Genomic DNA, 23,129 nt, shown 5'->3' on the forward strand with positions numbered 1-23,129 from the left:
AGTTTAGAGGAGAAAAGGCTAGCAAAACCGCAAACCTTCCTGCCTAATCGGGGGTACGGGCTAGTTGTTCTGTGTGACAGGCTCCTGCGATCGCAAAGGGCACCGTTTTCGTAAACTTGCGTCTTTCACTCGGCTGTTGGACCTCCACATGCAGATGGGGACCTGTACTCCAACCCGAATTGCCGCTGTAGCCAATCAACTGTCCCGCCTCAACGCGATCCCCCGCTTTAATTGGAACTTGGCGCCGGAACCCTTGCTGAAGGTGGACATATACAGTGCGATAGCCTTCATCATGCTCAATCCAAACATAATTAAACCGAGCAATGTTTTCCTTGCCCCCGCCCGTATCGGGATACTTATCACGGACGGCAATCACTTGGCCCGCCCGCATCGCATAGACCGGTGTCCCAATGCTGGTTGCCAGATCATAGGCAAACTCCATGCGTCCCTGGTGGGTCCGACCGCGAATCCCCTGGCTCAGCCAACCTTGACCGTTTAAGGGATGGCAAAAACCCCTCAAGGGTGAAGAGACAGAAGCTTGCTTAGCGAGTGGTGACTGCACAAAAGCAGGGTAACGAAGCGTGGAAGAGGATGCCGCCGGAACAGAAGATCCCCCCGCGGCCTCAGATTCGCCCCCACCGATGTCTTGATGGGCAACTAACGGCTGGTACTGGCGATGGTGGGGAGCCTCAGGTATCTGAGCAATAACTTTGGGCAAGCTAGGTAACAACGTGCTCGCAGATAAGAGGAAGGTTGCCACCACATTACGCCATACTTGCTCCTTGAGGGCCAGACGAACTTGTTGAGGGGTAATCACCCCCTGCTGCACCAGAATTTCACCCAGTTTTTGATGGCTAGACTGCTGAATGACTAACGCGTCGTTCAACTGGGCTTGATTGATCACCCCTTTTTGCAGCAGGACTTCACCTACTCTAATTTTGTCTTGATTGCGCTGATGGATCACGGGTTGCTCCTGGAGGAATTCTGGCAGAAAGGGGACTATTCGCGGGCATAATGGCACAAACAAGCCATTTTCGGAAACCACCATAGTCGGATACAATCTGGAGCCGTCACTGAGAGAGAGGAGACGATTGGGAATGCTTTAAAACATTTGCAGGCAAAATAAATACCGGAAGCCCTAGAACCATCCCTAGACTTAGTTTTCCCGGATTAACGTAGAAAGCGATCTCTCTTTTACGAAGAACTTTGACTTCGGTAAAGGTGACCAGTAAGGTTTTGACTGCAAGGATATGTCGACGTTGAACGTAATGGTCTGTCACAAAACGGTGATCTGCACAGAATGAGGAATGATTAAACCATCAACGTATATACCTACAGATTGTCCGCCACGGTCCCCCCTGCCCCGCTGGTTAGGGCACTCCTTGTCGGTGGCGATGATCAGCTTACTTATGGTTGGGATACCACCCACACTGGCCTGCATTAATTTTTTGCAGGGGCAGGAATATGTCGAACTGCCTGCTGATTTTTGCCAAGGCTATGCAGACACCCTTTTGGGCAGACAAGGGACCTATGAATATGGCAGTGTGGTGTGCGATCGCCCAGAGGGATCCTACTTATTCCTGCAACGGTTAGTAAAATATACCGCTGAGAAGAAAGCCGTGTGGAAAATTATTCAGATTAAACCCCTGGCTAAGCTACAAAGCAATGAACTGGCGATTAGCCAGGGCTGTTATCAGGCTGATCAGAAGCACTCAGCAATTTTTGCTATCGTTCGCGAAGATCCCAAGCGGTTGACCACAACCCGAGCCTGGGCCATTGATTTTTCCATCGGGGCACTGATTTATCTTGATCCGACTACGGTGTCTTGCCAATCGGAACCACCACCCAATCTGACGTCGTAAGCAGGGAATGCTCTACTCCACCGTTTGGCTGGTAACGTCGATGGCTTGGACGTCAATGGTCCCTGGCTCTGTGGGACGCTGAAAGTCTGAATTTTCCACGGCCACGGTTTGAGTACAAAAGGGACAGGTGGTTTGCGTATTTTTTAGCCCCGTTAAGGGATTGCCACAGGAGGGACATACACCTTGAATCAAGTTGCGTCCCAGCCACCAGCGGAGGCCCACAAACAACACGACTGGCGCAATTAAAATCAGCCCTACCAGGATTAGCAAAGATTTCAGTAACCAACCCAAGCCAATGGTTCCCAAGACGAACACAATCAGCACAACGGTTAACCAAGACCGAATCACAGACAAGCCAATAGACAAACGCTGTGGTTGGTTCAAATTCACTATAAGGCTCCTCAGCTTAAACTAGGGCTGCATTCATTCTTATCTTAATCGGTTAACTTTAACTGCTGCGGGTTTAGTCACTAAATGCAATGGACCCATCACTAGAGATCGCATAATTTTCTAAAATGCAATCAGTTTCCCTATTTCTTAACCTTTTGCAGACCCATGGGCAATTTTTCCCGTCACCTTGGCCAAATCCTGAAACGCTTGGCCCCTTGGACCCTATCCTTAGGGTTGAGTACCGTCTTGGTTTTGGGCCTGTCCTGGCTATTTCTGAAGCCAAAGCTGGAACCCTCTGCTGACCGGCCGCGATCGCAACAGGTCTCACCGATTAATTCTGCTCTAGCGGCCTTGAGATCGATTCCTGCCCAACAGCGTCTTGACCCTCTGAAGCAATTGGCCCAGCAGGGAACGACTCAAGAACAGAATCAGGCTCGCTATGTTTTAGCTGCTGACCTCGTTCAACTTCAGCAAGGGGAAGAAGCCCTGCGCTGGCTAGAGGGATTAGAAGAGCGCTATCCGCTGCTGGCGAGCCATATTGCAGTGCTGCACGCTCAGGCCCAGACACAGGCTGGACAAACGGAGCAAGCTGAAACAACGTGGCAGCGGATTTTGGCCGACTATCCGCAAGAGCCCGCCGCCGCCGAAGCGTTGTTTGTGCTGGGTAACCAAAATCCCGATCTCTGGCAGCAGGCGATCACCGACTTTCCGGCTCACCCCCAAACGGTGGAGATTGCCGTAGCCCAACTGCAGAAAAAGCCCAAGCAGTTGAAGCCATTGATGTTAATTGCCAAGCACGGTCTGTTTTTACCCAACTATGGGGATTATTTGACGCAACTGACCCAGAATTTTAAAGCCCAGCTGAAGCCGTCGGATTGGCAAATCGTTGCCTTTGGCTACTGGGAAAAGCAACTCTACAAGGAAGGGGCACTGGCCTATGCCCAGGCCCCTCAGACGTCGCAAACCGCTTATCGGGCTGCACGGGGATTACAACTAGGGGGCGAACAGAAAAAAGCGATCGCAGCCTATCAAAAAATGATTGCGGCTTATCCCAACGCCAAGGAAACGCCCCTAGCGTTGAGCAAGCTGGCCAGTCTAGAGAAAGATTTGGGCCAGGCTGCCCAGCATTACGATCGCGCCTTTCAACTCAGCAAAGAACAACAGCCCACCTTAGCCGCCCAGGTTCTTGGGGAGCGAATTCAGCGGTTGCAGAAGGCCAAACAGCCGTCTCAAACGCTCCAGCAAACCTTGCTAGAGCAGTTTTCTCAAACGGACGATGCCGCAGCCCTTCGTTGGCAACAGGCTGAGAAACAGCGACAAGCAGGCAATTTGCCCCGTGCTCGCCAGTTAGCGCTGCAAATTCAAGCGCAAAATCCCAATAGCCGCCAGGCTGCTGCCGCCGTGTTCTGGGCCGGGAAATGGGCCTCTTCCTCTGATGAGCGCCAGACGGCCTTTCAAACCCTGTGGAAGACCTATCCCGATTCCTACTATGCCTGGCGGGCAGCGGTGCTGTCTGGCTGGACCGTAGGCGACTTTAACTCGATTCGCTCCTTTCAACCGCAAATTCAGTTTCCGAGTACGCAACTGCCCTTGGCCGCAGGGTCGCCTGCACTACAAGAACTGTATCAACTGGGGCAGCATCAAACCGCCTGGGAGCGATGGCAATGGGAGTTTCGCAATCGTCAGGAACCGAGTTTATCGGAACAACTGACGGATGGCTTGTTGCGATTGGGGGTTCGGGATTACTTAGACGGCATATATATGCTGGCCAATCTAGAAACCCGCGCTCGCGAAGAGCAGGATTCTGAGCAGCAGGTCAAGCAATGGCAAGACCATCCGGGCTTTGAGCAAGCGCTGTTTCCCCTGGCCTACTTTACGCCCATTCGTAAATGGTCTAACCAGCGCAATCTCAATCCCTTCTTGGTGCTAAGCCTCATGCGACAGGAATCCCGATTCCAGCCCAAAATTCGCTCGGTAGCGGGCGCAGTGGGGCTGATGCAGGTGTTGCCTGAGACGGCGGAATGGGTGAGTGGGAAGGCAGGCCTGAAAACTTACGAGATTGATGGGATTGATGACAATATCAATTTGGGGACCTGGTATTTGGACTATACTCACCGCAACTACAACGACAATTCTATGCTTGCGATCGCAAGCTACAATGCCGGTCCTGGCAATGTTGATCGATGGGTCCAACAGACCGCAATCACAGATGTTGACATGTTTGTGGAAGATATTCCCTTCCCCGAGACGAAGAACTATGTCAAATCCGTCTCCGAGAACTATTGGAATTATCTACGGCTTTACAATCCCCAAATCCAGCAATTGATGCGAGCCCAGGCTAATCCATCAGATCAGCCCAATCAGCTCGACAGTAGCCTGAAATAGCTCGATTAATTATTCAAGCGGAGATAGCCGCGCATTCCTGCCCGAAGCGGACTGCGGCCTTCGCGATCGTAACTTCTGGTTGTCCGCGTATTGCCCACTTGTCTCGCCCAAACCACTAAGTCTTGGCTGTCGACGCGAATCGTTCCACCTAGGATTTTGATAGCCAGCTGGCCATTCTCACATTCCATACTTCTGAGAGCATGCCATTTTTCGCGACGGCTAGTGGGACCTTGTCCCCACACCATCAGGTCTAAGGGAATTCCCGAACGAACGCTATATCCTCGGCCCCAACAAACCCGCCACAGCTCCTTCGCCGTCGTGCAGTGCATCTCGTGGTTATCTGTAGGGGCGCAATAGCGATAAATATAGCAATCACTTTGCTCACCCTTCGCCAGTGGATAAAAGCTCTGCTCCATCATAGCTTCATGGAGTTCCCCCCAATAGGCAGAAACGGGACGAATTTTTGCCGAGATGGGCGCTTGCTTGATATTGGCAGTGGAAATTAGCCCTTCCTTATTGTCAATCAGCTGCATACTGCCAAACAAAGGCTCTGTCCGCAGATTGGCATTTGATAGCAAGACAGGGCGACCTTGCACAAATCCTTCAACAAAGGTTTGAATAAGTTCACTATCTGAGAGTGAGCCGTCAGAATTGTGAGAAGGCATGGTTAGGTTAGGTTGTGTGAAGACCATGATCGAGTTCTACCTGCTGTTGAGTCAGTCGTAGCGAAATAAATATGAACATCCAGTTCAAGTCAGACCACTGTTATTCAGTGGATACCCCCAGCAGAGTTTTAAATATAGCATCGGCATATGAAGACCCGCACTAAAAATCTTCACCTTTTTCAGAAAATATCCCAAAAAATCGATTGAGTGAGGGATGATCAGTCCTTTAATGCAGGTGAAAGAATCTATGGCCTTTCCCCAGGCTTTCTTCAATTCCATTAGGATCAGAAAGAACGCTTTAGTATCCATCCCATGCCAGAAACATCTAAGGTGGCGAAACCCTTTCTCAGCCAAGCATCTCAATGTCTCAAGTCGCTGAATCTTCCGGCTAAAGACATGGAATCAATGTAACGATCACTGCAACTGTGGGTTCCGTTTTAACGTATTTTTTACCTACAAGTTGCAAAATTAATCCCGAAGCTACCCTGTTTTTCCCACCCCATCCTTAATCTAATTCAGCAACCTAATGGGTACCGATACTGTTCGAATTTATGCTCTAGCCCGATCACTGCACCTCAGTTCTCAAGAGATTCTGGCCCTGAGTCATCAATTGCAAATTGAGGCCACCACCCCCAGTAGTTCGGTGACCCAAGCTGAGGCCAATCGACTTATTGCTGCCATTCAGGCTAACGGTAAGGCGCAGGCCAACGATAAGGGGGCTGTGCCCATGCGTGCCGAAACACCGAATAGCCCCGCTACATCGTCTACCGATCCCATTAATCTTCGGGATCCAGCCTATTATCTTAATCGTGAAATTAGCTGGCTACGATTTAACCAACGGGTTCTCCATGAAGCCTTTGATGAACGCACGCTGCTGTTAGAACGGCTAAAATTCATGGCCATCTATAGCTCTAATTTAGATGAGTATTTTATGGTCCGTGTGGCTGGACTCAAGCAACAAATTGCAGCTCAAGTGACCCAGCGATCTCTGGATGGATTAACTCCCCAAGCGCAACTTGATGCCATCCATCAAGAGCTAAAACCCGAAATTCAAGAGCAACATCAGTACTTTACGGCGTTCCTGAAACCTGAGCTGGCCAAAGAAAATATTTGCTTACTCGATTATGCCAATCTCAATCCTCAGCAAGTTGCCTTTCTCCATCAATATTTTCTGGATCAGATCTTTCCTGTATTAACCCCCCTCGCCGTTGATCCGGGACATCCCTTTCCCTATATTTCCAACCTCAGTCTGAATCTGGCGGTTTTGGTCAAGGATACGCAAACGGGGGATGGTCATTTCGCCCGCGTCAAAGTACCCAGTATGTTGCCTCGGTTTATCAAGCTGCCCGCAGACAGCTGTAGTGATTCTATCTGTCGTTGGAGCGGCGTCCCCATTGAGCAAGTCATTGCTCAAAATCTGGAGTTTCTATTTCCGGGTATGACCATTCAAGCCTGTTATCCGTTCCGCATTACCCGTAATGCAGATATTGAACTAGAGGAGGATGAAGCCGACGATCTGCTCTTGGCGATTGAAGAAGAACTGCGGAAGCGCCGCTTCGGCTTTGTGGTGCGGATGGAGATTCAAACGGGGACACCAGAGTATATTAGTCGCACTCTGATGCGTGAGCTGGGACTAGAAGAAAGCGACGTCTATCACATTGATGGATTGCTAAGTTTGAATGATCTGATGGGGCTGGCGTTTCTGCCTTTCCCCCATTTACAGCAGGCCCCTTGGACTCCGATCGTGCCATCACGGCTCCGCAAGGTGGAGCCGCTAGAAGTGCCGGTGGCGACGGTCAATGGGCATGCGGAGAAAAGTATCAAGGAACATCCCACCGACATTTTCTCAGTGATTCGGGGGGGCGATCTCCTTGTTCATCATCCCTACGATTCCTTTACGGCCACGGTGCAAAAATTTATTACCCAGGCCGCTCATGATCCGAATGTGCTGACGATTAAGATGACCCTTTATCGCACTGCAGGCGATGGCGGCCTGGCCAGTTCTCCCATTGTTAGCAGTTTGATAGCGGCAGCGGAGAACGGTAAGCAGGTGGTGGCCCTGGTGGAACTCAAAGCTCGGTTTGATGAAGAGAATAATATTGTCTGGGCCAGAAAGTTAGAAAAAGTTGGCGTCCATGTGGTCTATGGACTCGTAGGGCTTAAAACGCATACCAAAATTGCCCTGGTGGTGCGGCGGGAAGGCAAGCAGATTCGCCGTTATGTCCATATTGGCACGGGGAACTATAATCCGAAAACGGCTCGCCTCTACACGGACTTAGGGTTGCTGAGCTGTCGAGATGAACTGGGGGCCGATCTGACGGATCTGTTTAACTACCTAACGGGCTTTTCTCGGCATCAGAGCTATCGCAAGCTGTTGGTGGCTCCAGTGAATTTGCGCGATCGCATCTTGGAATTGATTGATCGCGAAGTGGATCACCAACGGCAAGGGAATGCGGGTCGCATCATCGCCAAGATGAATTCCCTTGTCGATCCGAAAATCATCCGAGCCCTCTATCGAGCCTCTCAAGCAGGCGTCAAAATCAAGCTAATCGTCCGGGGGATTTGCAGTCTTAAGCCTGGCATAGAGGGAGTCAGCACCAATATTAGCGTCATCAGTATTATTGGTCGCTTTTTGGAGCATGACCGCATTTTTTATTTTCATAACCAAGGACAACCAACGGTATTAATTGGCAGTGCGGACTGGCGTCAGCGTAATTTGGACCGCCGGGTGGAGGCGGTTGTCCCCATTGAGGATCCAGCCCTGGTCGCGGAGCTACGGGAGTTACTAGAGATTATGCTCTCTGATAATCGCCAAGCCTGGGATTTACAGCCAGATGGAACCTTTATTCAGCGTCGTCCTGGACCAGATGAGGCTGAACGATCCACCCATGAGTTATTTATGCAGAGAACAACTCAGTATGCCCACTGCCTTTTGCATTAGAGCGTTTCCCCATCTCACTAGCAGAACAATTGCATACCGTTTCCAACCACCCTCATCCGGCATGGCATTAAGGTCCCAGGTGGTCCAGTGGAGGGCATTGGCAACCATTGAATGTAACTGTACCGTTCAACGCTGTTTGTTTAGTGTAGTGGATTTGCTCAGCAGATCTGTCCAAGCACGGCTCCTTAACCTTTGCCCTGGCGAGAAGAGTGGTTCTGTCTTAAGCGCAGAATAAGCCATAGGCCAACGATGTAACCAATTACACCCGCTAAACACCCCATCACAAAACAGCCTGCCAACCAAGTTGCGATAAAATTCGGTCCTAGGGCCAAAAGTTCTTGCCAGTGCAATTGTTGGAGCTGCCCAAACTCAAATTCCTTGGCCTGCAACAACCATTGGCCCACCCGAAAGTTGAAGGCAAAAAGGGGTAAGTAAGTAAAGGGATTACTAATCCAAGTGGCCGCTGCTGCAGTTAACTTGTTTCCACGCACCCAGGCAGCTAAAAAGACACCGAAAAGGATCTGAAATCCAAAAATAGGGAACATACCTGCAAAAGCACCCACTGCCAGACCGCGTGCGATCGCATCTGGACTGCCTTGCAAGCGGATAAATCGTAAATAGAAGTAGCGGCCCCGTCGTTGCCAAGTCATACGCTTGCGCGCCCGTGGCCCTCGCAAGCGTTGTCGTCTCAAAGGATGTTTAGGCTGATGCATGCCGTTTCGTCACCGCACAACAAGACGGTTTCCCCATAGATTCGATATCCCAGCTCAATATACCCAACCCTCGACATCTAAAGGCACTCGTCAGGATTGTCCTCTATGGCACGTCGTAATTGGGGGATATCAGGGCATTGAACATTCCCTACTGTGCTCACCGCAGCTTGTCTAGACGCTGCTTGATGCTGGAGTTCAATCCATAAATAGGCAGATGGACGATGCAAGAGACGCTCAGACCATTCGATGGCAACTATTCCTGGAGGCACTTCAACCCCTTGCCAGTAAGTCTCTATATACAGCTCATCAACTTGCTGAGGGTTTAAACGGTAGAGGTCAAGATGATACAGGGGAACCCGGCCTTCATGATACTCATTGACCAACGTAAACGTCGGGCTCACAATCGCATCAGTAATCCCTAGCCCTCGGCCTAGTCCCTGAACCAGAGAGGTTTTGCCACATCCGAGATCCCCTTCCAGGAGAATAACGCTGCCAGCAGGGAGGGTTTGGCCCAGGATCATGCCTAAGCGTTGGGTAGCGGCTAAATCAGCTAAAGAAAAAGGCGCTGCGGTCATGCTAATATCGCGATCATTTCAATCTATTCTTCACTTTGTAGCAGTCTTCACCGCCATCGTCAGGGGTTGACTCAGTGCGGAACAGTGAGTGCCTGACCATTATCCTGAGCAGAAAGATTCAGGATAAACGGGACGGCCTGTTGTGCCCATACAGTCGGCGAAGGATAATGATGGGCCTGCTCACCGAAACAGGTTTCCAGCATTTCGGTATCGATAATGCCAGGGTTCAAGGCAACCGTAGCGATGCCAGCGGGCACCTCCTGAGCCAGCGCTCGGTTTAATCCTTCGATGGCCCATTTAGACGCACAGTAAGGCGCAACGCCAGGTGATGTCGATCGCCCCCATCCAGAGCTGAAATTAACGATAATCCCCTGACCTTGTATAGCCATACGGGGCAGAAAGCTGCGGATAACGTGGATGGTACCTTTGATATTGACATCCAAGACCTGGCTAATGGTCTGGTCTGCAATTTCCCATAGTGGCGCCACGTCATTAATCTGCCCTGCATTGTTAATCACGATATCTGGCGTTCCCCCCTTCTCCATAAGTCGCTCGGCCCAAGCTTGGACCTGCTGAGCCTGGGAGATATCCACCACTGCAAAATCGTGCGGAGCAGCAAACTGCTGGGCGAGATCATCAATGGCAGTTGCTGTTCGACCACATCCCCAGACGGTATGCCCTTGCTGAATTAACCCAATCGTCAGGGCTTTGCCCAGCCCTTGGGTGACGCCAGTGATGACAATCCTACACGCCATGAAGTTGTGCTAAGGCGGTGGTGGCGGCTGAGGCAACTTGCGGATGATCGTCCTTCGCTAAGTAGTTAAGGGCAGACCGACTTTTCTGACTGGAGAGATGCCCCAAGGCCGTTGCTAGACACTGGCGCACCATCCAATCCTCCGATTGCACAAACTGCAATAAGGCGTCGATAGCATCAATGGCTTTAATTTCGCCCAGGGCTGCGATCGCAGCTTGCTGAATAATTCCTTCTGGATGGTTGAGAGCCTGCAAGAGCACCTGATAGGCCCGCGGATCTTGTAAATTCCCCAGGGAAACGGCAGCGCTAAAGCGCACCAACCAATCAGTGTCTTCTAAAAACGCTCTGGTGAGCGGCTGTACGGCCCGATCATCCCCTAATTGGCCTAAGGCCCCGGCTGCCCCGGCCCGAATTTCATACGCTGGATCTTCTAATAGGCGCACCAATAAAGGTAAGGACTCAGCAGTGGAATGGCTGACTAATGAGCGAATGGCCATTGATCGCACGGGCAAGTCGTCATCATAGAGACCTTGCTTGATCAGCGGCACGGCGTCGGGGGTAGGAAGGTTTCGTAAGGCGACCAATGCCAATATGCGATCGCGCGTGTTCCCACTATTGAGTTTTGAGGTGAGTTCTTGTAGTTGGGGGTGGGGCATACAACCCTCAGTAAACCGTCACTACCCAAATTCTATGCGAGAAGGGGAAATCCTCACAGTAAACATTTAGAAGAAAAACTCCTAACTATTCAGGTTTAAATCATGAATAATCATAGCTTATGAATAAGAAATGCTGAGCACATAGACTTAGCGTGTGGACCAAAAGTAATCTCCCGGCTCTGTCAAGGGCTTACCTAAATTGAGTCAACCTTACCGTTACGTTGTGGCCAAAAGAGTACCTTACTAACGTGATGTGTAACTTTAATTGCAACGAGTTTACGTTGTTTCAGTCCCTTAACAGGCATGAAGTGCCTATTTCTTCCTGGAAATAATGAGAATACTCTCTTTGAAGGCTACCGAGCAGAGAGTAAGAAGAACTTTCTAAATACTCAATTCAAGTTACAACCCTTGCATAGATAGTATTACAAGCGGAGTAACTAACAAACATAAGTTGCATATCACACTAGTTAGATTTAAGCATGACAAGCCTCCGGTAGAACCAGAGATAATTCAACTGTCAAATTTGAACGATGAAGAAGTTCTCGTAAAGCACCAATCAAAAGTTGAAGTTTGAGGAGAAGTAGCATCAGTTTCTTTATTGGCAATCTCAACTTCAACACTTGCTCTAATATAATTAGATCTTACTTCAGTTATATTAATTTCTACCAAGCTAACATCGAGCGGACTCCAGTAATGTTTGTATGCGTTATACTTGTTGCTTGGATTACCTCTAATTCTTTTTTTTCTAAAATTATCGCTAAGGTAGTTATTAAATGCAGTCTCATAGTTTTCATCATTGTCGCTACTAATGAGATAAAAGTACTGTCTAAGAAAGCTCCTCAAGTCCAAGTCAACTTTGTCATATTCTCTTTTTAGTAGAATTTGCAAATTACTAGCTTTAGTAAAATGCTTAGAGCTTTTAGGTATTTTTTTTAATTCAGAAATAGCTGCATTATAATCCCCATCACCTTGATAGTTTTTGGCTAATTCTAGGATGGGAGCATGTTTGCAATCATCAACCATCCTAAATATAAATTCTGCCTTATTTCTATAGAAATCAGTAGTGAGAGAGCTTGCTATTTTCTCTGCTTCTAATACATGTTTGCAATCTACAACTTTATGTTGGGCTATCTTGAAGTTTTCGGAATTTTTACTCCATGTATATTTCCATTCATTTACTATATTATTAGCCTTTCTATGATAAGTACTACCCTCGATAAGAATATCTATTAAGGGTGTCATATTCTCAATTGCAGTTTTCAGTTCGCCTTGATTATATTTTTCCTCAGCAGAATTTGTGATTGCATTAACTGAGTCTCTGATTAAAACCTGAGCATTTGTGTAAATATCTTGATCAAAATCTGTCACTTGCTGTGCTTCTTGAATAGTTTCTATATAGGAATTTGCTTCTGCATATACTCCAGCATTATATAAGTGATCGCTATCCACCTTCAACTGACATATCCCAAAAAGAGACACTGCCTTATCTTTTATCTCATTATCTCTAATGAAATAATTTGCCTCATGAATATCATGAGCATCTTGAGCCATAGATACGCATGCAGAATAGTTTTTAGAATTCTTAAAATGATCTGATTTTTCAATAAACGCTTTTGCATCTCTCAACTTATCTAATTCCAAGAAAGAAAACAACAAGCCACCTAAAACAAATAAGCCTGCAATACCTCCAATCCATTTAATCAGGGAGCGTCTAGAGATTCTTCGCAAAATAATACTATTAGCTATGCAATAAAATCTACTAGATTTTCTTTGCTGCTTATCATAAGTGAAGTCTATGTTTCTATCTCTATTAGAAACAGGTGTCAATTGATTCGTAGATGATAAATTTTCATGATTATCATTAGTTTCTTTATAGAAATATTCATCAGATGAAGGTAGTGTTAGTTCTATTCGTGGCTGTATTTCTTCTAGGATACTACCACTATATAAAGCTGTGAAAAGCGGAGGAATTTTAGAAATATCTGTGAGTTTACAAATCCTATACAGTGTTGAGGATAAACTACTTATTTCTAAAGTTGAATCTAATAACCTTTTGAATAAATTAGAGTCATCAGGATCAACAAAGTCTGCCTCTGAAAATAGAAGTCTTTCTGAATTTTCAATATTATAAGTCTGCCAAAAATCAGGATACTCTGCCAAAGCTAATATAGATAAATATATGACTATAGTAGAGAAAAAATCGATTTCAATACACTGGTTATCAGTATAGTTCCTGCAAGGATGTTGGTATCCAGGAATCCCCTTTATTTCATCAACAACCTTTCCACTGTATCTTTCAAAGTAGAGACTGTCATAATCAATTAATTTAAGATTAAAACCTTTGTCCTCAAGGACTAAAATATTTCCATGTTGCAAATCGCCATGAGCAATTCTATTAATAAACAAATCTTGAGTTAGCTGCAGCCAAACATCTGCTAGCTCTCTTAACTTCCTACTATTACCTAAATAATGCTTGATAGTGTCTTTTAGATTTTGCCCTTCTATCCACTCCATTTTGAGAATTGGATAGATATTTCCGTTTACACGGATACCTTCTTTGGCAAGATTGAAATCCACAAAATATGACTTACAGGAAATATTACTAAAATACTTAGTAAGCTTTTCATAATGCTCAATCACATCCGATTTACTCTTCAAGAAACATCGAACTGCCCATGTTTGGTTAGGTGAGTAAGTTTTATATTTAAAGACACAGGCAAAATTACCAGAAGCGAACCATATCACCTCTTGTCCAGCATTATTTATTAGCGTAGCTACTTGTCCTGCCACCAGAGATTTATCAAGAAATTTGTCCACTTTTGTAATGATATCTTTCTTCATAAATGCGAACTCTGGATTTTTAATCGAACTTACATATTCACTTCTTGTAGGATAAGTTAAAGTCATTACACTAAAGTATTTCCTAAACTGTAGTTAACATCTACTTGGATTATTATCTTTACTGAGGCTTTTTCTTTTATCTTTTTTTGTGTTACTGTGAGACAATGAATAGCCTGATCCCTTTTTACACTTTTCTAGCTTTATTTTTACCCAATAAAGATTGTCTGATAAAGTGTCTTTAAAAAATATTTTAAAATTGTCAGTGTATTTCTCTCGTGTCTCGTAGAAATATGAACCTTTGAATAAGTAACCAACTATTGGGTAATATTCTGTTGTGAGATCAAAATTTTGTTCATAAATAGGAGTCGCTTGCGAAATTCTTATGAGATTAGATCCAGGTTTTTTAGTTGCTAACTCAAAGTCGAGATCTGCTGCAAGCAACCAGATTGTTCCAGAGTCTGAGGTCTTAAACCATAGAACCCCAGAAAGCGTTTCTGACAAGCTTTTTGACTCCTTTTTCTGGTATATTCTATATGGCCGTGATTCCGTTATGAAATACTCAATGTATCCTGATTTTTTGTTAAAGTTAGCTTCAAATAAAAAATGCTTTTTATGAAAAGTAAAAATGCCAACAACCATAATTACTAGCAGTAGTAAATAAATGTATAATCTACAAGGCAAAAATAGTACCGAGGTTATGGTGGCTATTTTTGTTCTTTTTTCAAAAAGAATACGCTGAAATTTAGAAAATATTGTTTTTTGTGAATTTTCAGATTGGCAATTCTTATGTTGAATAGGCTTGGTATTTGTTATATAATAAAATTTATTTTGCTGATTTATAGCTTGTGTTTTGTTATTTGAGTATAGCTTTGTTTTTGTGATTGAGCATCTTTTAGGAAAAGCAAGTACTATACTTGTGTCATCATTATGAATCTCTTTTTGTACTCTTAAATGATCTATATAGTCTGAGAATTGTTCACTATTATTGATCTTGGTGAAATTTTCATCAAATTTCTGCTCTTCTAAACTCTTAACTATCCATTGCGCAATGGCATCTGTTGCTAATATAAAATAGTCACCTTTATCATATTCTCCTGTCCAAAGATTTGGTATGCGAGAATTATACTCAGGAAGGCTACTTGTACATACACTAACACTGCTAAATTCATGAGATTTTATTTGTGGATAAGAGCTAATCTTTTTTTCCTTGGGGTGTATTTGAAACAAGCAGCTATCTCCAATTGAAATAGCTTCCCAATAGCCTTTATTGCTTGCATATTTATGTATTTTTAATCCTAAAAAAGTAGCTGAACCATGATCTTTATGAGTTGATCCTTTTGCATACCAAGGTAGAGAAGCGACTTTTGAAAGATAAAAATTTCTCCAGTCTTCTTGTAGAGGATGAAGCCAGTAATACCAATGTTTATGGAGCGCTTTTAGAGAGATATAAGTATTTTGGCAAAACTTTCTAGTTAGAATTTGTGCCCATTCTTTTGAAAATAGTGAGGATGAAACGCCATCTGCTATAGCAAGTAAAGTACCACCATCGTTACAGCATGCAGCATCTTGGTTATTTTCCTGTGACTCGCCTTCTTTTGGGATAGAAAATATATAAACTAAGTTATCCATTCTTATCCAATACCTGATTTTTTAGATGTAGTATTGTAAATAACTTAGTGAATGTTTTCTGTAGAGATATTTAAAAACTAGAGTTATCTTAAGTTGGCACGCGTTCCAATATCTAGTAAGCGAATCATCGCTTCAGCATCAGCGTTATAAACCATCCCTCTAGCCATAGGCTTTGGATTAAACCCTAGAACATGAGCACGCTCAACCATGACTGATGGTAGTGCGCTAGATATATCAAATAGAAAATGAGAATATTTATCTGGTAGTTCTTCTACTTTTGATGGTAATTCAACTCGATTTAATTGAGAAGCTGAAATATGTATATTTAGAACTAAGGTTTGACCGTCATTAGTTCTAGAATTCATTAGTTTGTGAGCAGCATTTTTGGCAGCTGTAATATCATTAGGTTCTCCATCTGTAATATTAATAATAATTGGTGGGAAGCTCAACTTGTGGCTTTTAGTCCAAGTTTCTACAAGTTTGCTAGCACTTAGAAAAGCCATTCCCATTGGCGTGCTACCGAAGGCAGATGGTTCTATCCATATTGGAAAATCATCATCAATCTCAACTAAGCCTCCGGCTCCATCTGATACTTTTCTTTTAACAGTTACTATGTCTTTAACATTATTGACTAGTTCTTGCATAGTAACGATTGGTTTTGAGCCTAATAAACCAGGTAGAGCATTTTTTATTGCATTTCCTTCTGCTCCATAACTAATAACGGAAACGTCGCACCTATTTTTTACATCTTCACCTACAGTACAAGCTAATCCGATTTCACGAAGCACTCTATTAACTGCTTTGGCACACTCATCAGCTTTGACACCTCCTCCAGGTAAAGGGTCTGCCATTGATGCAGATTGATCTATAAGAAGAATGAGATAACCCGGATGACTTGTGCTAAGTGATTCCCGATAAGGCATTTGTTCTATTTGTATTGCTGATACATCAGCTTTTAGGTGGTAGGTGGCTTTTAGTAAAGATCAGAAAGCTTCTAATTTATTCCCATAAATCATTTCTTGATTTACTTATTAGGAATGGACTCGGTACTCTGATCGTCCCGAGGAAATAATGTGTCAAGTGCATCAGTTTTAAATGCAACATAAGAACCTAACGCGACTATTACCAGTATTGAGATCCAAAAACTGATATTTATAGTGGTTTTTTTCTCATAATCATGCCCAACTATGATGCTGTCACGACCAGCCTTTGCTTTCTGCATTGACCTATTCGTCTCGTTCACTTGATTCATATCAATCTTGCTCCACCTGAATTAGATGTTTCTTGTGAATAATCTTCCAAGACTCTCTGACTTTCTTCAGTTGTAGAAAATTCAGATTCCAGCCTCCTTAGTTCAAGTGAATCAGTTGTTGTCTGTCGTGTGTCTCGCCCTCTTGGTCCACGTAGTCCACGCTCTCCCTGTAGTCCACGCTCTCCCTGTAGTCCACGCTCTCCCTGTAGTCCACGCTCTCCCTGCAGTCCACGTTCTCCCTGTAGTCCACGCTCTCCCTGTAGTCCACGCTCTCCCTGTAGTCCACGTTCTCCCTGTAGTCCACGCTCTCCCTGCAGTCCACGCTCTCCCTGTAGTCCACGCTCTCCCTGTAGTCCACGTTCTCCCTGCAGTCCACGCTCTCCCTGCAGTCCACGCTCTCCCTGCAGTCCACGTTCTCCCTGTAGTCCACGTTCTCCCTGTAGTCCACGTTCTCCCTGTAGTCCACGCTCTCCCTGTAGTCCACGCTCTCCCTGCAGTCCACGTTCTCCCTGTAGTCCACGCTCTCCCTGCAGTCCACGCTCTCCCTGTAGTCCATGCAATCCCCTAGGTCCTTGAATGCCTTGCTCTCCACGTTCCCCTTGCAGCCCCTGTGCGCCTGTCTTGCCTGGGGTACCTGCAAGTGCATAGATCCCACCTGCCAAGCCACCGGTGACTAAAAGAATCACAATAGTGTTGACAATAACAACGCCGAAATTACCAGAGTCGATTTGGACCTTGATATATCTTATGTAGTCCCGGCCAATTTGAATTAAGTCTCTGTTTGCATTACCAACCTGAATATTCAAACTCTTTGAATAGGGTTGAGATGGTGAATTAATTTCAAAATCTTGTTTCCCAATTCTAGAGGCTTCTTGAAGCCTAGAACTATTATCTTCAGAAACCTCATCAGTTAATTGCCCTAATCGCCAAGCTAAAGCTTCTTCGTTGAGAGCGTTGTGACTGGGAGTGAAAGATGCATCGTCTGTTGTATAACTGTCGTCTACTACTAGAGGTGTATTAGATACTTTCCAAGGATGCTGAGCTGCTACAGATCCTCTCAAACCATCATTTGAAGAAATAACTCGCCATGGAGAACACTTCCTCCCTTCGTGGTAGTTGCTAAAATCAATGACATTACTAATCTCTAATTCTTGGGAAGCTTGATCATCAATCACAGCAGCGGATGTATCGTTATATGTGCTCTGGCTAGAATGATTGCTTAACTTCCAAGGTGTCTTAGCTGCTGGCATATAATTTTCTCCAAATTAAAAAATCAGCAAACTGGTAGGCTAATCTATATCTTCTGGCAAATTGTTATGGTAGCTTTATCTAGCATGGCTTTCAGAAGATAGCTTCTATTTCTTTATCAAACAAAATAAAGATATTTTTCGGTTACGTTAATTATTCCTAATGATATCAAAATACGAAAAATAGAAGCCAGGATAAAAAAATAGAAAAAATAAATTATGACTTTGACAAAGTAATAGTTGAATTAATACTCCCTCATATTAGATAATTGCATTATATTATTTTTTGGTCGATATATTTAATAAGAGTTAACACTATTTTAGTGTCCTGACATAAGAAATTCATAATATATTGAATATTTATCTCAACTCTAAAGATAGATTTTATAGGAAAACTACTGCATCGGATGTTAGTACTTATGATTAGAGCTGATACCTTGTAGTCTATATAATTAGATGATTATCTTTATTTTGCTTTCCAAGAATTACTATTATGATTAGTGGTAGAAAAATCAGTGAATGATACCTTACGCAATTCAGAGAATTACGATGAGGCTGAAAGCACTAGCGAATAGTGTGACTGTAGCGAATTTATTACAACAACTTGAGTTAAACCCTTAAGCCCAGACAGTGATCTCAGAAATTTGAGTAAACTACATTACTTTTGACTTCTATATATTTTTGATTGAATTAGCGAGAACTGTTCTAGAAGGGTGTATCCTGTCTACGACTCGTATTCACCATCCCTAGCCTCACGAATCTAACTAAGCAAGAAACGGGTGGTGTTTGATACCAACTCTCGATACCGTAGAAAGAAATGACATAACAATTGCGCAGTAACATGCCTTCCCCTGCAACGATCGCAAGCAATGTTGAAACCTACGATCGCATCGCCGATGCCATTGCCTTTATCCGCCAACATCAGCTAGAGCAACCCAACCTCTCCACCATCGCCCAGCACATCAACCTCAGCGATTATCACTTTCAGCGATTATTCACCCAATGGGCGGGGATTAGCCCCAAACGCTTTCTCCAATACCTGACCCTAGACTATGCAAAATCGAGGATCGATCAGTCCCAGAACCTGCTAGCGCTAACCGCCGAATCAGGACTATCCAGCCCCGGTCGACTCCACGATTTATTTGTCACCCTAGAAGCCATGTCCCCCGGAGAATACCGAGCAGGGGGGGCGGGGCTAAACATCCACTACGGTATCCATGAAACCCCCTTTGGATATTGCTTGATCGCCCTTACCTCCCGTGGCATCTGCAACATCCAGTTTTTGCATAATGCCGACGAACAAACCGCCCTCCAGCAGCTCCAGGCAGACTGGCCCCAGGCCAAAATTACTCGTGAACAAACGGCAACGGAGAAAGTGTGCAATCAAATCTTCCACACCTCTCGTTCCTCACTCCTAACTCTCCACCTCAAAGGCACCAACTTTCAAATTCAGGTTTGGCAGGCCCTACTCAGAATTCCCTTGGGTGAACTGACTACTTACCAAGGCTTAGCCACCGCCATTGGCAAACCCACTGCCGCTCGGGCCATTGGCAACGCTGTAGGCCGTAATCCCATCGCCTATTTGATTCCCTGCCATCGGGTGATTCGAGGAACAGGAGAACTGGGAGGATATCGATGGGGATGCGATCGCAAAGCAGCACTGCTAGGTTGGGAAGCCAGTCAAATCAGCCAACATAAGACTGAATAGCTATTGAGGTTGAGGATGCCAAAATTTATGGTGATTGAGACATTCAAGCCTAATTGCCGATCCCTCGCGTACGACCGTTTTTATCGGCGAGGTCGTCTGTTACCGCCGGGGCTAAAGTATTTAGATAGCTGGCTAGAAGCGGAAGGGAATCGATGCTTTCAATTGATGGAAACCGCTGATTCAGCCTTATTTGATGAGTGGATTGCCCACTGGGAAGACCTGGTATCCTTTGAGGTGGTTGAACTTGGCGGGAAGCCACAATCTTAGACCTTACCTGAGCAAAGTGGAGCTTGCCAGGATTCGACTAACCAAACCTGGAGACACAACCGATCTATTTGCTATTGTCCCAGTAGATGGATTGCCAGCCCGACAGAAAGAAATTAAGAGTGTTTTTTAGTCTACTTTGAAACTTGATAGTTAAAGTGATCCATTCGTTCCTTACAAATAGTCTCTATGCTATGTAAGTGCGAGGATTTATAAAATTTCGACCAACTTACCGCGTGGTTCCCTTTAGGTTGATATTGTTTATTGAGGTGTCCAGCAAGATCATTCGTTGGATGTAAACCCACTTTTTTAGCAAGGCTAGCAATTGTGCCAGGCTTATCTAAGCAAAAGTCTTCGTAGCGAACTAAACAGAAATCATCTGGGTGATTTAAGTAGACATCCGTTGCACAGTTCCAACGATTGGCTAGCCGCTCTATATAATTATTCCCAGCTACGATAGGGAGCCTCGCGATACCACCTGCTTTTTCTTCTAATGGCGAAGGCAAATTATCTAGATCTCCAGGAATACCTCGACGATTGAGGAAGCTTCGAATAGTATCTCTGGGGTCACGAATAACAAATATATACGTTGCAGAAGGGAAAAACTGACGTAATTCATCATAAAAAAATGTCAGCTTTGGATCTTTCCATAAAGGTGTCGAAAAGTAAAACTTATATGATTGAACTAGGGTAGATAAAGCAAGCTCTCTATTAAAAAGTTGATGGTTCAGCACTCCCTCAGGATCAATCCGGAAAATCGGGTCAATTGTGACAGATTTACCACTCACTTCACCTAAAAGCTTAGCAATAGCAGTTGTTCCAGATTTAGCATGCCCAAGTATTATGATGGGATTAGGATAAATTCGAGATGTATATGTTTGGAGAAATCTTCTTGATGCATCAGGAAGATTTAATATCTTTTTGATTGCCTTAGAATTATAAGATTTTAATGTATCTGTGATGAACATCCTTAGCATCCATAAGAACTATCAGACAGGAATTCTAGACAGATTATACTAATTTGCAGCTAACCACGAGGAGAGATCTCTCCCAATTAGATCTTGAAGATTCAAAATATCCTCTCGATATTCTTCAATAAATTGATTTCTTAGTGTAGGCGATAGTTTAGGCTTTCGATTAAGATTCAGTTGTATAATCTTGGCCTGTATATATTGACTAAATTCCAGATTCAATAAGCGATCCAGAACATTTTTGGGTCGCTTATTGTTCCAAAATCTTTTCATTAGATACTGGTGTATATTGTTGCTCTTAGGTAAGCCAGATATATTGTATTTAATAGACATATTTGGCACGAAACTTTCCTCGACACCTAGGAAACTGAATATATCTTTCAGCACTTCAACGGGATTATTAGTAAAGTCTTCATAGAGATAGACTCTAATTTTATCTTGCTCGAAAAGGTCAAAATAGCGTTGTAAGTGAGAGTAGTAGAATCCTTGTTGCTTATAATGCCAGTGCGGTGACCAGTTATGTTCAATTCGAAGATCCTCAGCAGACATAGCCTGCGAAAAACTTGTAATGGGCTCAACTTTATCACGTATTAAATGGAGAAAATGTGAATAAGCTCTATCTACTGGATCTCGTAACATAGCAATTAGCTTGACGTCAGGGATGTGGTGATAGATCCTTTGAGGAGCTTTATGACTGGATAAGTACCATGTAGATGCTTCTCCAATCGCGATCTCATTAGATGCCTGTTTGAAGAGAGAACGATAATCCTCAAGATTCGTAACGCAACTTATTTTCGAACTACTGGGATCTTGAAAAGATAACTCTTCATCTTCATAAGCAAAAAAACGGGGTTCTTTTACGAGGGCTAGTGAAGATTTGTGGATGTTGTTTTAAATAGTAGTAAAGAGAAGTAGTTGCAGATTTACCAGCACCAATAATTAGAAAGTTAGGCATTGTCATACTATTAAGTCCCCCTATTTATAGAAAAATCAATACATAGATCACTTTTTTGCATGCAAACCATACAAAACATACTGTAAATGTTTAGTCAGTAAATATAGACTTCTGCCTTTGTTAAGGCAAAATAATCAAAATGGCTTTAAATACTCTCTATTAAATCATTCTCTTTAAAATACAAAAACAGATTTTATGAAAAACAAACAAGCCAACCCAGAAAAGCACGAAGGAAACTACAAAAGACTTCTTCGATAGATTTGCTTGATATTTCCTGATATTAAATATTAGGAAATACATATTTTGTGTATAGTCGAAGCAATATAAAAAAAACTTTTTTTAATTTTCTTCGCAAAATTACTTTAATTTTTTTACGCTTAGTGAAATTTATGTTTAACACTAATTTAAGGTTTCATTTATTCTCTTTTGATTGAAAAATTCCTCTGATTTCATACCAGTAACAAATGACAATAAAGGTTTTAAATCTATAACTAAAGTTGGAGATTCTGATAATTTAAGAAGGCAGGTTAGATAAGAGCATAAATGATAGAGTCAAGAGTGGGAAAGCTATCCAGCCCTGTCATTACACTTAAAGAACGAAGTGCTATTGAGTTCGGATTGTGCGATTTCAAGATAGTAACGTTTAACGATTCAAAACCAATCTTTCGATATTTTGCAATCGAAGACTTTTGCCTCCTCGTTGGGGGACTGTTGGCTAGGCTGCGATCGCATCCATCTGCGGCATCGGGGCTAACCGTCCATCTTCCATATAGATAATCCGATCGGCAATGTCCAAAATTCGGTTGTCGTGGGTGACCAGAAGAATAGTACAGCCCTGTTCTCGGGCAAGTTTTTGCATAATCTCAACCACGTCCCGTCCAGACTTTTTATCCAGAGCGGCAGTGGGTTCGTCCGCCAGGATGATTTTAGGATGGCTGGCGAGGGCACGGGCAATAGCGACTCGCTGGCGTTGTCCCCCGGAAAGTTCGTCGGGATAGTAGTTGATGCGTTCCTCTAAGCCGACTGCGCTGAGAATGTTGGCTGCGATCGCATCTAAGTCTTGCTCCAAAAAAGCGTCATGTAGTTCCAGGGACATACGCACATTTTGCTGGGCCGTTAGAAAGCTCATCAGATTGTGGGCCTGAAAAATATAGCCAATATGACAGCGGAGTTGGCTGAGCTGCTGCTTCGAGGCTCCCAGCATTTCCTGGTCAAGGATCTGGAGACTGCCGCTTTGGGCTGCCCTTAAGCCTCCCAGTAATGTGAGTAATGTTGTCTTCCCTGATCCAGAAGGACCCGTGAGAATCACAATTTCACCCGC

At 44.2% G+C, this 23,129-nt stretch carries 20 protein-coding genes; 5 read left to right on the forward strand and 15 right to left on the reverse strand.

All coding sequences use genetic code 11. From position 1 onward, the window contains the following. Positions 1-43 precede the first annotated feature (43 nt). Positions 44-1,048 (reverse strand): M23 family metallopeptidase, encoded by a 1,005-nt coding sequence (locus Q0986_RS16180; RefSeq protein WP_299412591.1) that lies wholly within the window; start codon positions 1,046-1,048, stop codon positions 44-46. 22 nt (positions 1,049-1,070) lie between these two features. Further along, positions 1,071-1,280 carry a hypothetical protein gene (locus Q0986_RS16185; protein ID WP_299412595.1) on the reverse strand — a complete coding sequence of 70 codons (210 nt, stop codon included), beginning with the start codon at positions 1,278-1,280 and terminating at the stop codon, positions 1,071-1,073. Positions 1,281-1,307: 27 nt separating this feature from the next. Between Q0986_RS16185 and Q0986_RS16190 the strand changes: the two genes are divergently transcribed. Then, a complete protein-coding gene (locus Q0986_RS16190; protein WP_299412599.1) occupies positions 1,308-1,862 on the forward strand; it encodes a hypothetical protein in 555 nt (184 codons plus the stop codon). 12 nt (positions 1,863-1,874) lie between these two features. On the opposite strand, the gene Q0986_RS16195 is transcribed toward Q0986_RS16190, so the two are convergent. Next, entirely contained in the window at positions 1,875-2,252 is a 378-nt protein-coding gene (locus tag Q0986_RS16195) for a hypothetical protein (protein ID WP_299412601.1), read from the reverse strand. Between the two features lie 165 nt (positions 2,253-2,417). On the opposite strand from Q0986_RS16195, the gene Q0986_RS16200 reads away from it, so the two are divergent. Continuing rightward, positions 2,418-4,637: a transglycosylase SLT domain-containing protein gene (locus Q0986_RS16200; protein ID WP_299412604.1), complete on the forward strand. Its 2,220-nt coding sequence runs from the start codon at positions 2,418-2,420 to the stop codon at positions 4,635-4,637. Positions 4,638-4,642: 5 nt separating this feature from the next. Here the strand turns inward: Q0986_RS16200 and Q0986_RS16205 are convergent, their stop codons facing one another. After that, entirely contained in the window at positions 4,643-5,329 is a 687-nt protein-coding gene (locus Q0986_RS16205) for a hypothetical protein (protein WP_299412607.1), read from the reverse strand. Between the two features lie 700 nt (positions 5,330-6,029). On the opposite strand from Q0986_RS16205, the gene ppk1 reads away from it, so the two are divergent. Further along, entirely contained in the window at positions 6,030-8,243 is a 2,214-nt protein-coding gene (gene ppk1, locus Q0986_RS16210) for a polyphosphate kinase 1 (RefSeq protein WP_299412695.1), read from the forward strand. Between the two features lie 185 nt (positions 8,244-8,428). Here the strand turns inward: ppk1 and Q0986_RS16215 are convergent, their stop codons facing one another. The 8 genes from Q0986_RS16215 to Q0986_RS16250 form a co-directional block, all read right to left on the reverse strand. Continuing rightward, the gene (locus tag Q0986_RS16215) at positions 8,429-8,956 is read right to left on the reverse strand and encodes a DUF2062 domain-containing protein (protein ID WP_299412610.1); all 528 of its coding nucleotides are present in this window, start codon (positions 8,954-8,956) and stop codon (positions 8,429-8,431) included. A 77-nt stretch (positions 8,957-9,033) separates the two neighbouring features. Further along, positions 9,034-9,531, reverse strand: a complete 498-nt coding sequence (tsaE, locus tag Q0986_RS16220) for a tRNA (adenosine(37)-N6)-threonylcarbamoyltransferase complex ATPase subunit type 1 TsaE (protein WP_299412612.1) — start codon at positions 9,529-9,531, stop codon at positions 9,034-9,036. A 71-nt stretch (positions 9,532-9,602) separates the two neighbouring features. Then, complete coding sequence (locus Q0986_RS16225) at positions 9,603-10,286, reverse strand: SDR family NAD(P)-dependent oxidoreductase (protein WP_299412647.1); 684 nt, start codon at positions 10,284-10,286, stop codon at positions 9,603-9,605. Beyond that, complete coding sequence (locus tag Q0986_RS16230; RefSeq protein WP_299412652.1) at positions 10,276-10,941, reverse strand: HEAT repeat domain-containing protein; 666 nt, start codon at positions 10,939-10,941, stop codon at positions 10,276-10,278. Before Q0986_RS16230 ends, Q0986_RS16225 begins: the two co-directional genes overlap by 11 nt. A gap of 510 nt (positions 10,942-11,451) precedes the next feature. Next, positions 11,452-13,848: a hypothetical protein gene (locus tag Q0986_RS16235; protein WP_299412657.1), complete on the reverse strand. Its 2,397-nt coding sequence runs from the start codon at positions 13,846-13,848 to the stop codon at positions 11,452-11,454. Positions 13,849-13,875: 27 nt separating this feature from the next. Next, positions 13,876-15,411: a protein phosphatase 2C domain-containing protein gene (locus Q0986_RS16240; RefSeq protein ID WP_299412660.1), complete on the reverse strand. Its 1,536-nt coding sequence runs from the start codon at positions 15,409-15,411 to the stop codon at positions 13,876-13,878. A gap of 83 nt (positions 15,412-15,494) precedes the next feature. Beyond that, positions 15,495-16,334 carry a hypothetical protein gene (locus tag Q0986_RS16245; RefSeq protein WP_299412663.1) on the reverse strand — a complete coding sequence of 280 codons (840 nt, stop codon included), beginning with the start codon at positions 16,332-16,334 and terminating at the stop codon, positions 15,495-15,497. A 426-nt stretch (positions 16,335-16,760) separates the two neighbouring features. Continuing rightward, positions 16,761-17,219 (reverse strand): hypothetical protein, encoded by a 459-nt coding sequence (locus tag Q0986_RS16250; RefSeq protein WP_299412667.1) that lies wholly within the window; start codon positions 17,217-17,219, stop codon positions 16,761-16,763. A gap of 1,532 nt (positions 17,220-18,751) precedes the next feature. Between Q0986_RS16250 and Q0986_RS16255 the strand changes: the two genes are divergently transcribed. Continuing rightward, positions 18,752-19,618, forward strand: coding sequence for a methylated-DNA--[protein]-cysteine S-methyltransferase (locus tag Q0986_RS16255; protein ID WP_299412672.1), 867 nt, complete (start codon positions 18,752-18,754; stop codon positions 19,616-19,618). Positions 19,619-19,633: 15 nt separating this feature from the next. Continuing rightward, the gene (locus tag Q0986_RS16260) at positions 19,634-19,885 is read left to right on the forward strand and encodes a DUF3303 family protein (protein WP_299412675.1); all 252 of its coding nucleotides are present in this window, start codon (positions 19,634-19,636) and stop codon (positions 19,883-19,885) included. 131 nt (positions 19,886-20,016) lie between these two features. Here the strand turns inward: Q0986_RS16260 and Q0986_RS16265 are convergent, their stop codons facing one another. From Q0986_RS16265 to Q0986_RS16275, 3 genes are all read right to left on the reverse strand, one after another. Beyond that, the gene (locus tag Q0986_RS16265) at positions 20,017-20,850 is read right to left on the reverse strand and encodes a sulfotransferase (protein ID WP_299412680.1); all 834 of its coding nucleotides are present in this window, start codon (positions 20,848-20,850) and stop codon (positions 20,017-20,019) included. 48 nt (positions 20,851-20,898) lie between these two features. After that, complete coding sequence (locus tag Q0986_RS16270; RefSeq protein WP_366918608.1) at positions 20,899-21,738, reverse strand: sulfotransferase; 840 nt, start codon at positions 21,736-21,738, stop codon at positions 20,899-20,901. A gap of 785 nt (positions 21,739-22,523) precedes the next feature. Next, a partial coding sequence (locus Q0986_RS16275) for an ATP-binding cassette domain-containing protein (protein WP_299412687.1) occupies positions 22,524-23,129 on the reverse strand: 606 nt, incomplete at its 5' end.

Source organism: Acaryochloris sp. IP29b_bin.148, assembly GCF_028285565.1.
GTDB lineage: Bacteria > Cyanobacteriota > Cyanobacteriia > Thermosynechococcales > Thermosynechococcaceae > Acaryochloris.

What these genes read in the sequence shown, in the direction of transcription:
- Q0986_RS16265 (WP_299412680.1), bottom strand. Translation starts at nt 20,850, where the DNA reads ATGTTCATCACAGATACATTAAAATCTTATAATTCTAAGGCAATCAAA.
- Q0986_RS16200 (WP_299412604.1), top strand. Translation starts at nt 2,418, where the DNA reads ATGGGCAATTTTTCCCGTCACCTTGGCCAAATCCTGAAACGCTTGGCC.
- Q0986_RS16230 (WP_299412652.1), bottom strand. Translation starts at nt 10,941, where the DNA reads ATGCCCCACCCCCAACTACAAGAACTCACCTCAAAACTCAATAGTGGG.
- Q0986_RS16255 (WP_299412672.1), top strand. Translation starts at nt 18,752, where the DNA reads ATGCCTTCCCCTGCAACGATCGCAAGCAATGTTGAAACCTACGATCGC.
- Q0986_RS16205 (WP_299412607.1), bottom strand. Translation starts at nt 5,329, where the DNA reads ATGGTCTTCACACAACCTAACCTAACCATGCCTTCTCACAATTCTGAC.
- Q0986_RS16240 (WP_299412660.1), bottom strand. Translation starts at nt 15,411, where the DNA reads ATGGATAACTTAGTTTATATATTTTCTATCCCAAAAGAAGGCGAGTCA.
- Q0986_RS16245 (WP_299412663.1), bottom strand. Translation starts at nt 16,334, where the DNA reads ATGCCTTATCGGGAATCACTTAGCACAAGTCATCCGGGTTATCTCATT.
- Q0986_RS16190 (WP_299412599.1), top strand. Translation starts at nt 1,308, where the DNA reads ATGATTAAACCATCAACGTATATACCTACAGATTGTCCGCCACGGTCC.
- Q0986_RS16180 (WP_299412591.1), bottom strand. Translation starts at nt 1,048, where the DNA reads ATGGTGGTTTCCGAAAATGGCTTGTTTGTGCCATTATGCCCGCGAATA.
- Q0986_RS16225 (WP_299412647.1), bottom strand. Translation starts at nt 10,286, where the DNA reads ATGGCGTGTAGGATTGTCATCACTGGCGTCACCCAAGGGCTGGGCAAA.
- Q0986_RS16215 (WP_299412610.1), bottom strand. Translation starts at nt 8,956, where the DNA reads ATGCATCAGCCTAAACATCCTTTGAGACGACAACGCTTGCGAGGGCCA.
- Q0986_RS16235 (WP_299412657.1), bottom strand. Translation starts at nt 13,848, where the DNA reads ATGACTTTAACTTATCCTACAAGAAGTGAATATGTAAGTTCGATTAAA.
- Q0986_RS16250 (WP_299412667.1), bottom strand. Translation starts at nt 17,219, where the DNA reads ATGGACTACAGGGAGAGCGTGGACTGCAGGGAGAGCGTGGACTACAGG.
- tsaE (WP_299412612.1), bottom strand. Translation starts at nt 9,531, where the DNA reads ATGACCGCAGCGCCTTTTTCTTTAGCTGATTTAGCCGCTACCCAACGC.
- ppk1 (WP_299412695.1), top strand. Translation starts at nt 6,030, where the DNA reads ATGCGTGCCGAAACACCGAATAGCCCCGCTACATCGTCTACCGATCCC.
- Q0986_RS16260 (WP_299412675.1), top strand. Translation starts at nt 19,634, where the DNA reads ATGCCAAAATTTATGGTGATTGAGACATTCAAGCCTAATTGCCGATCC.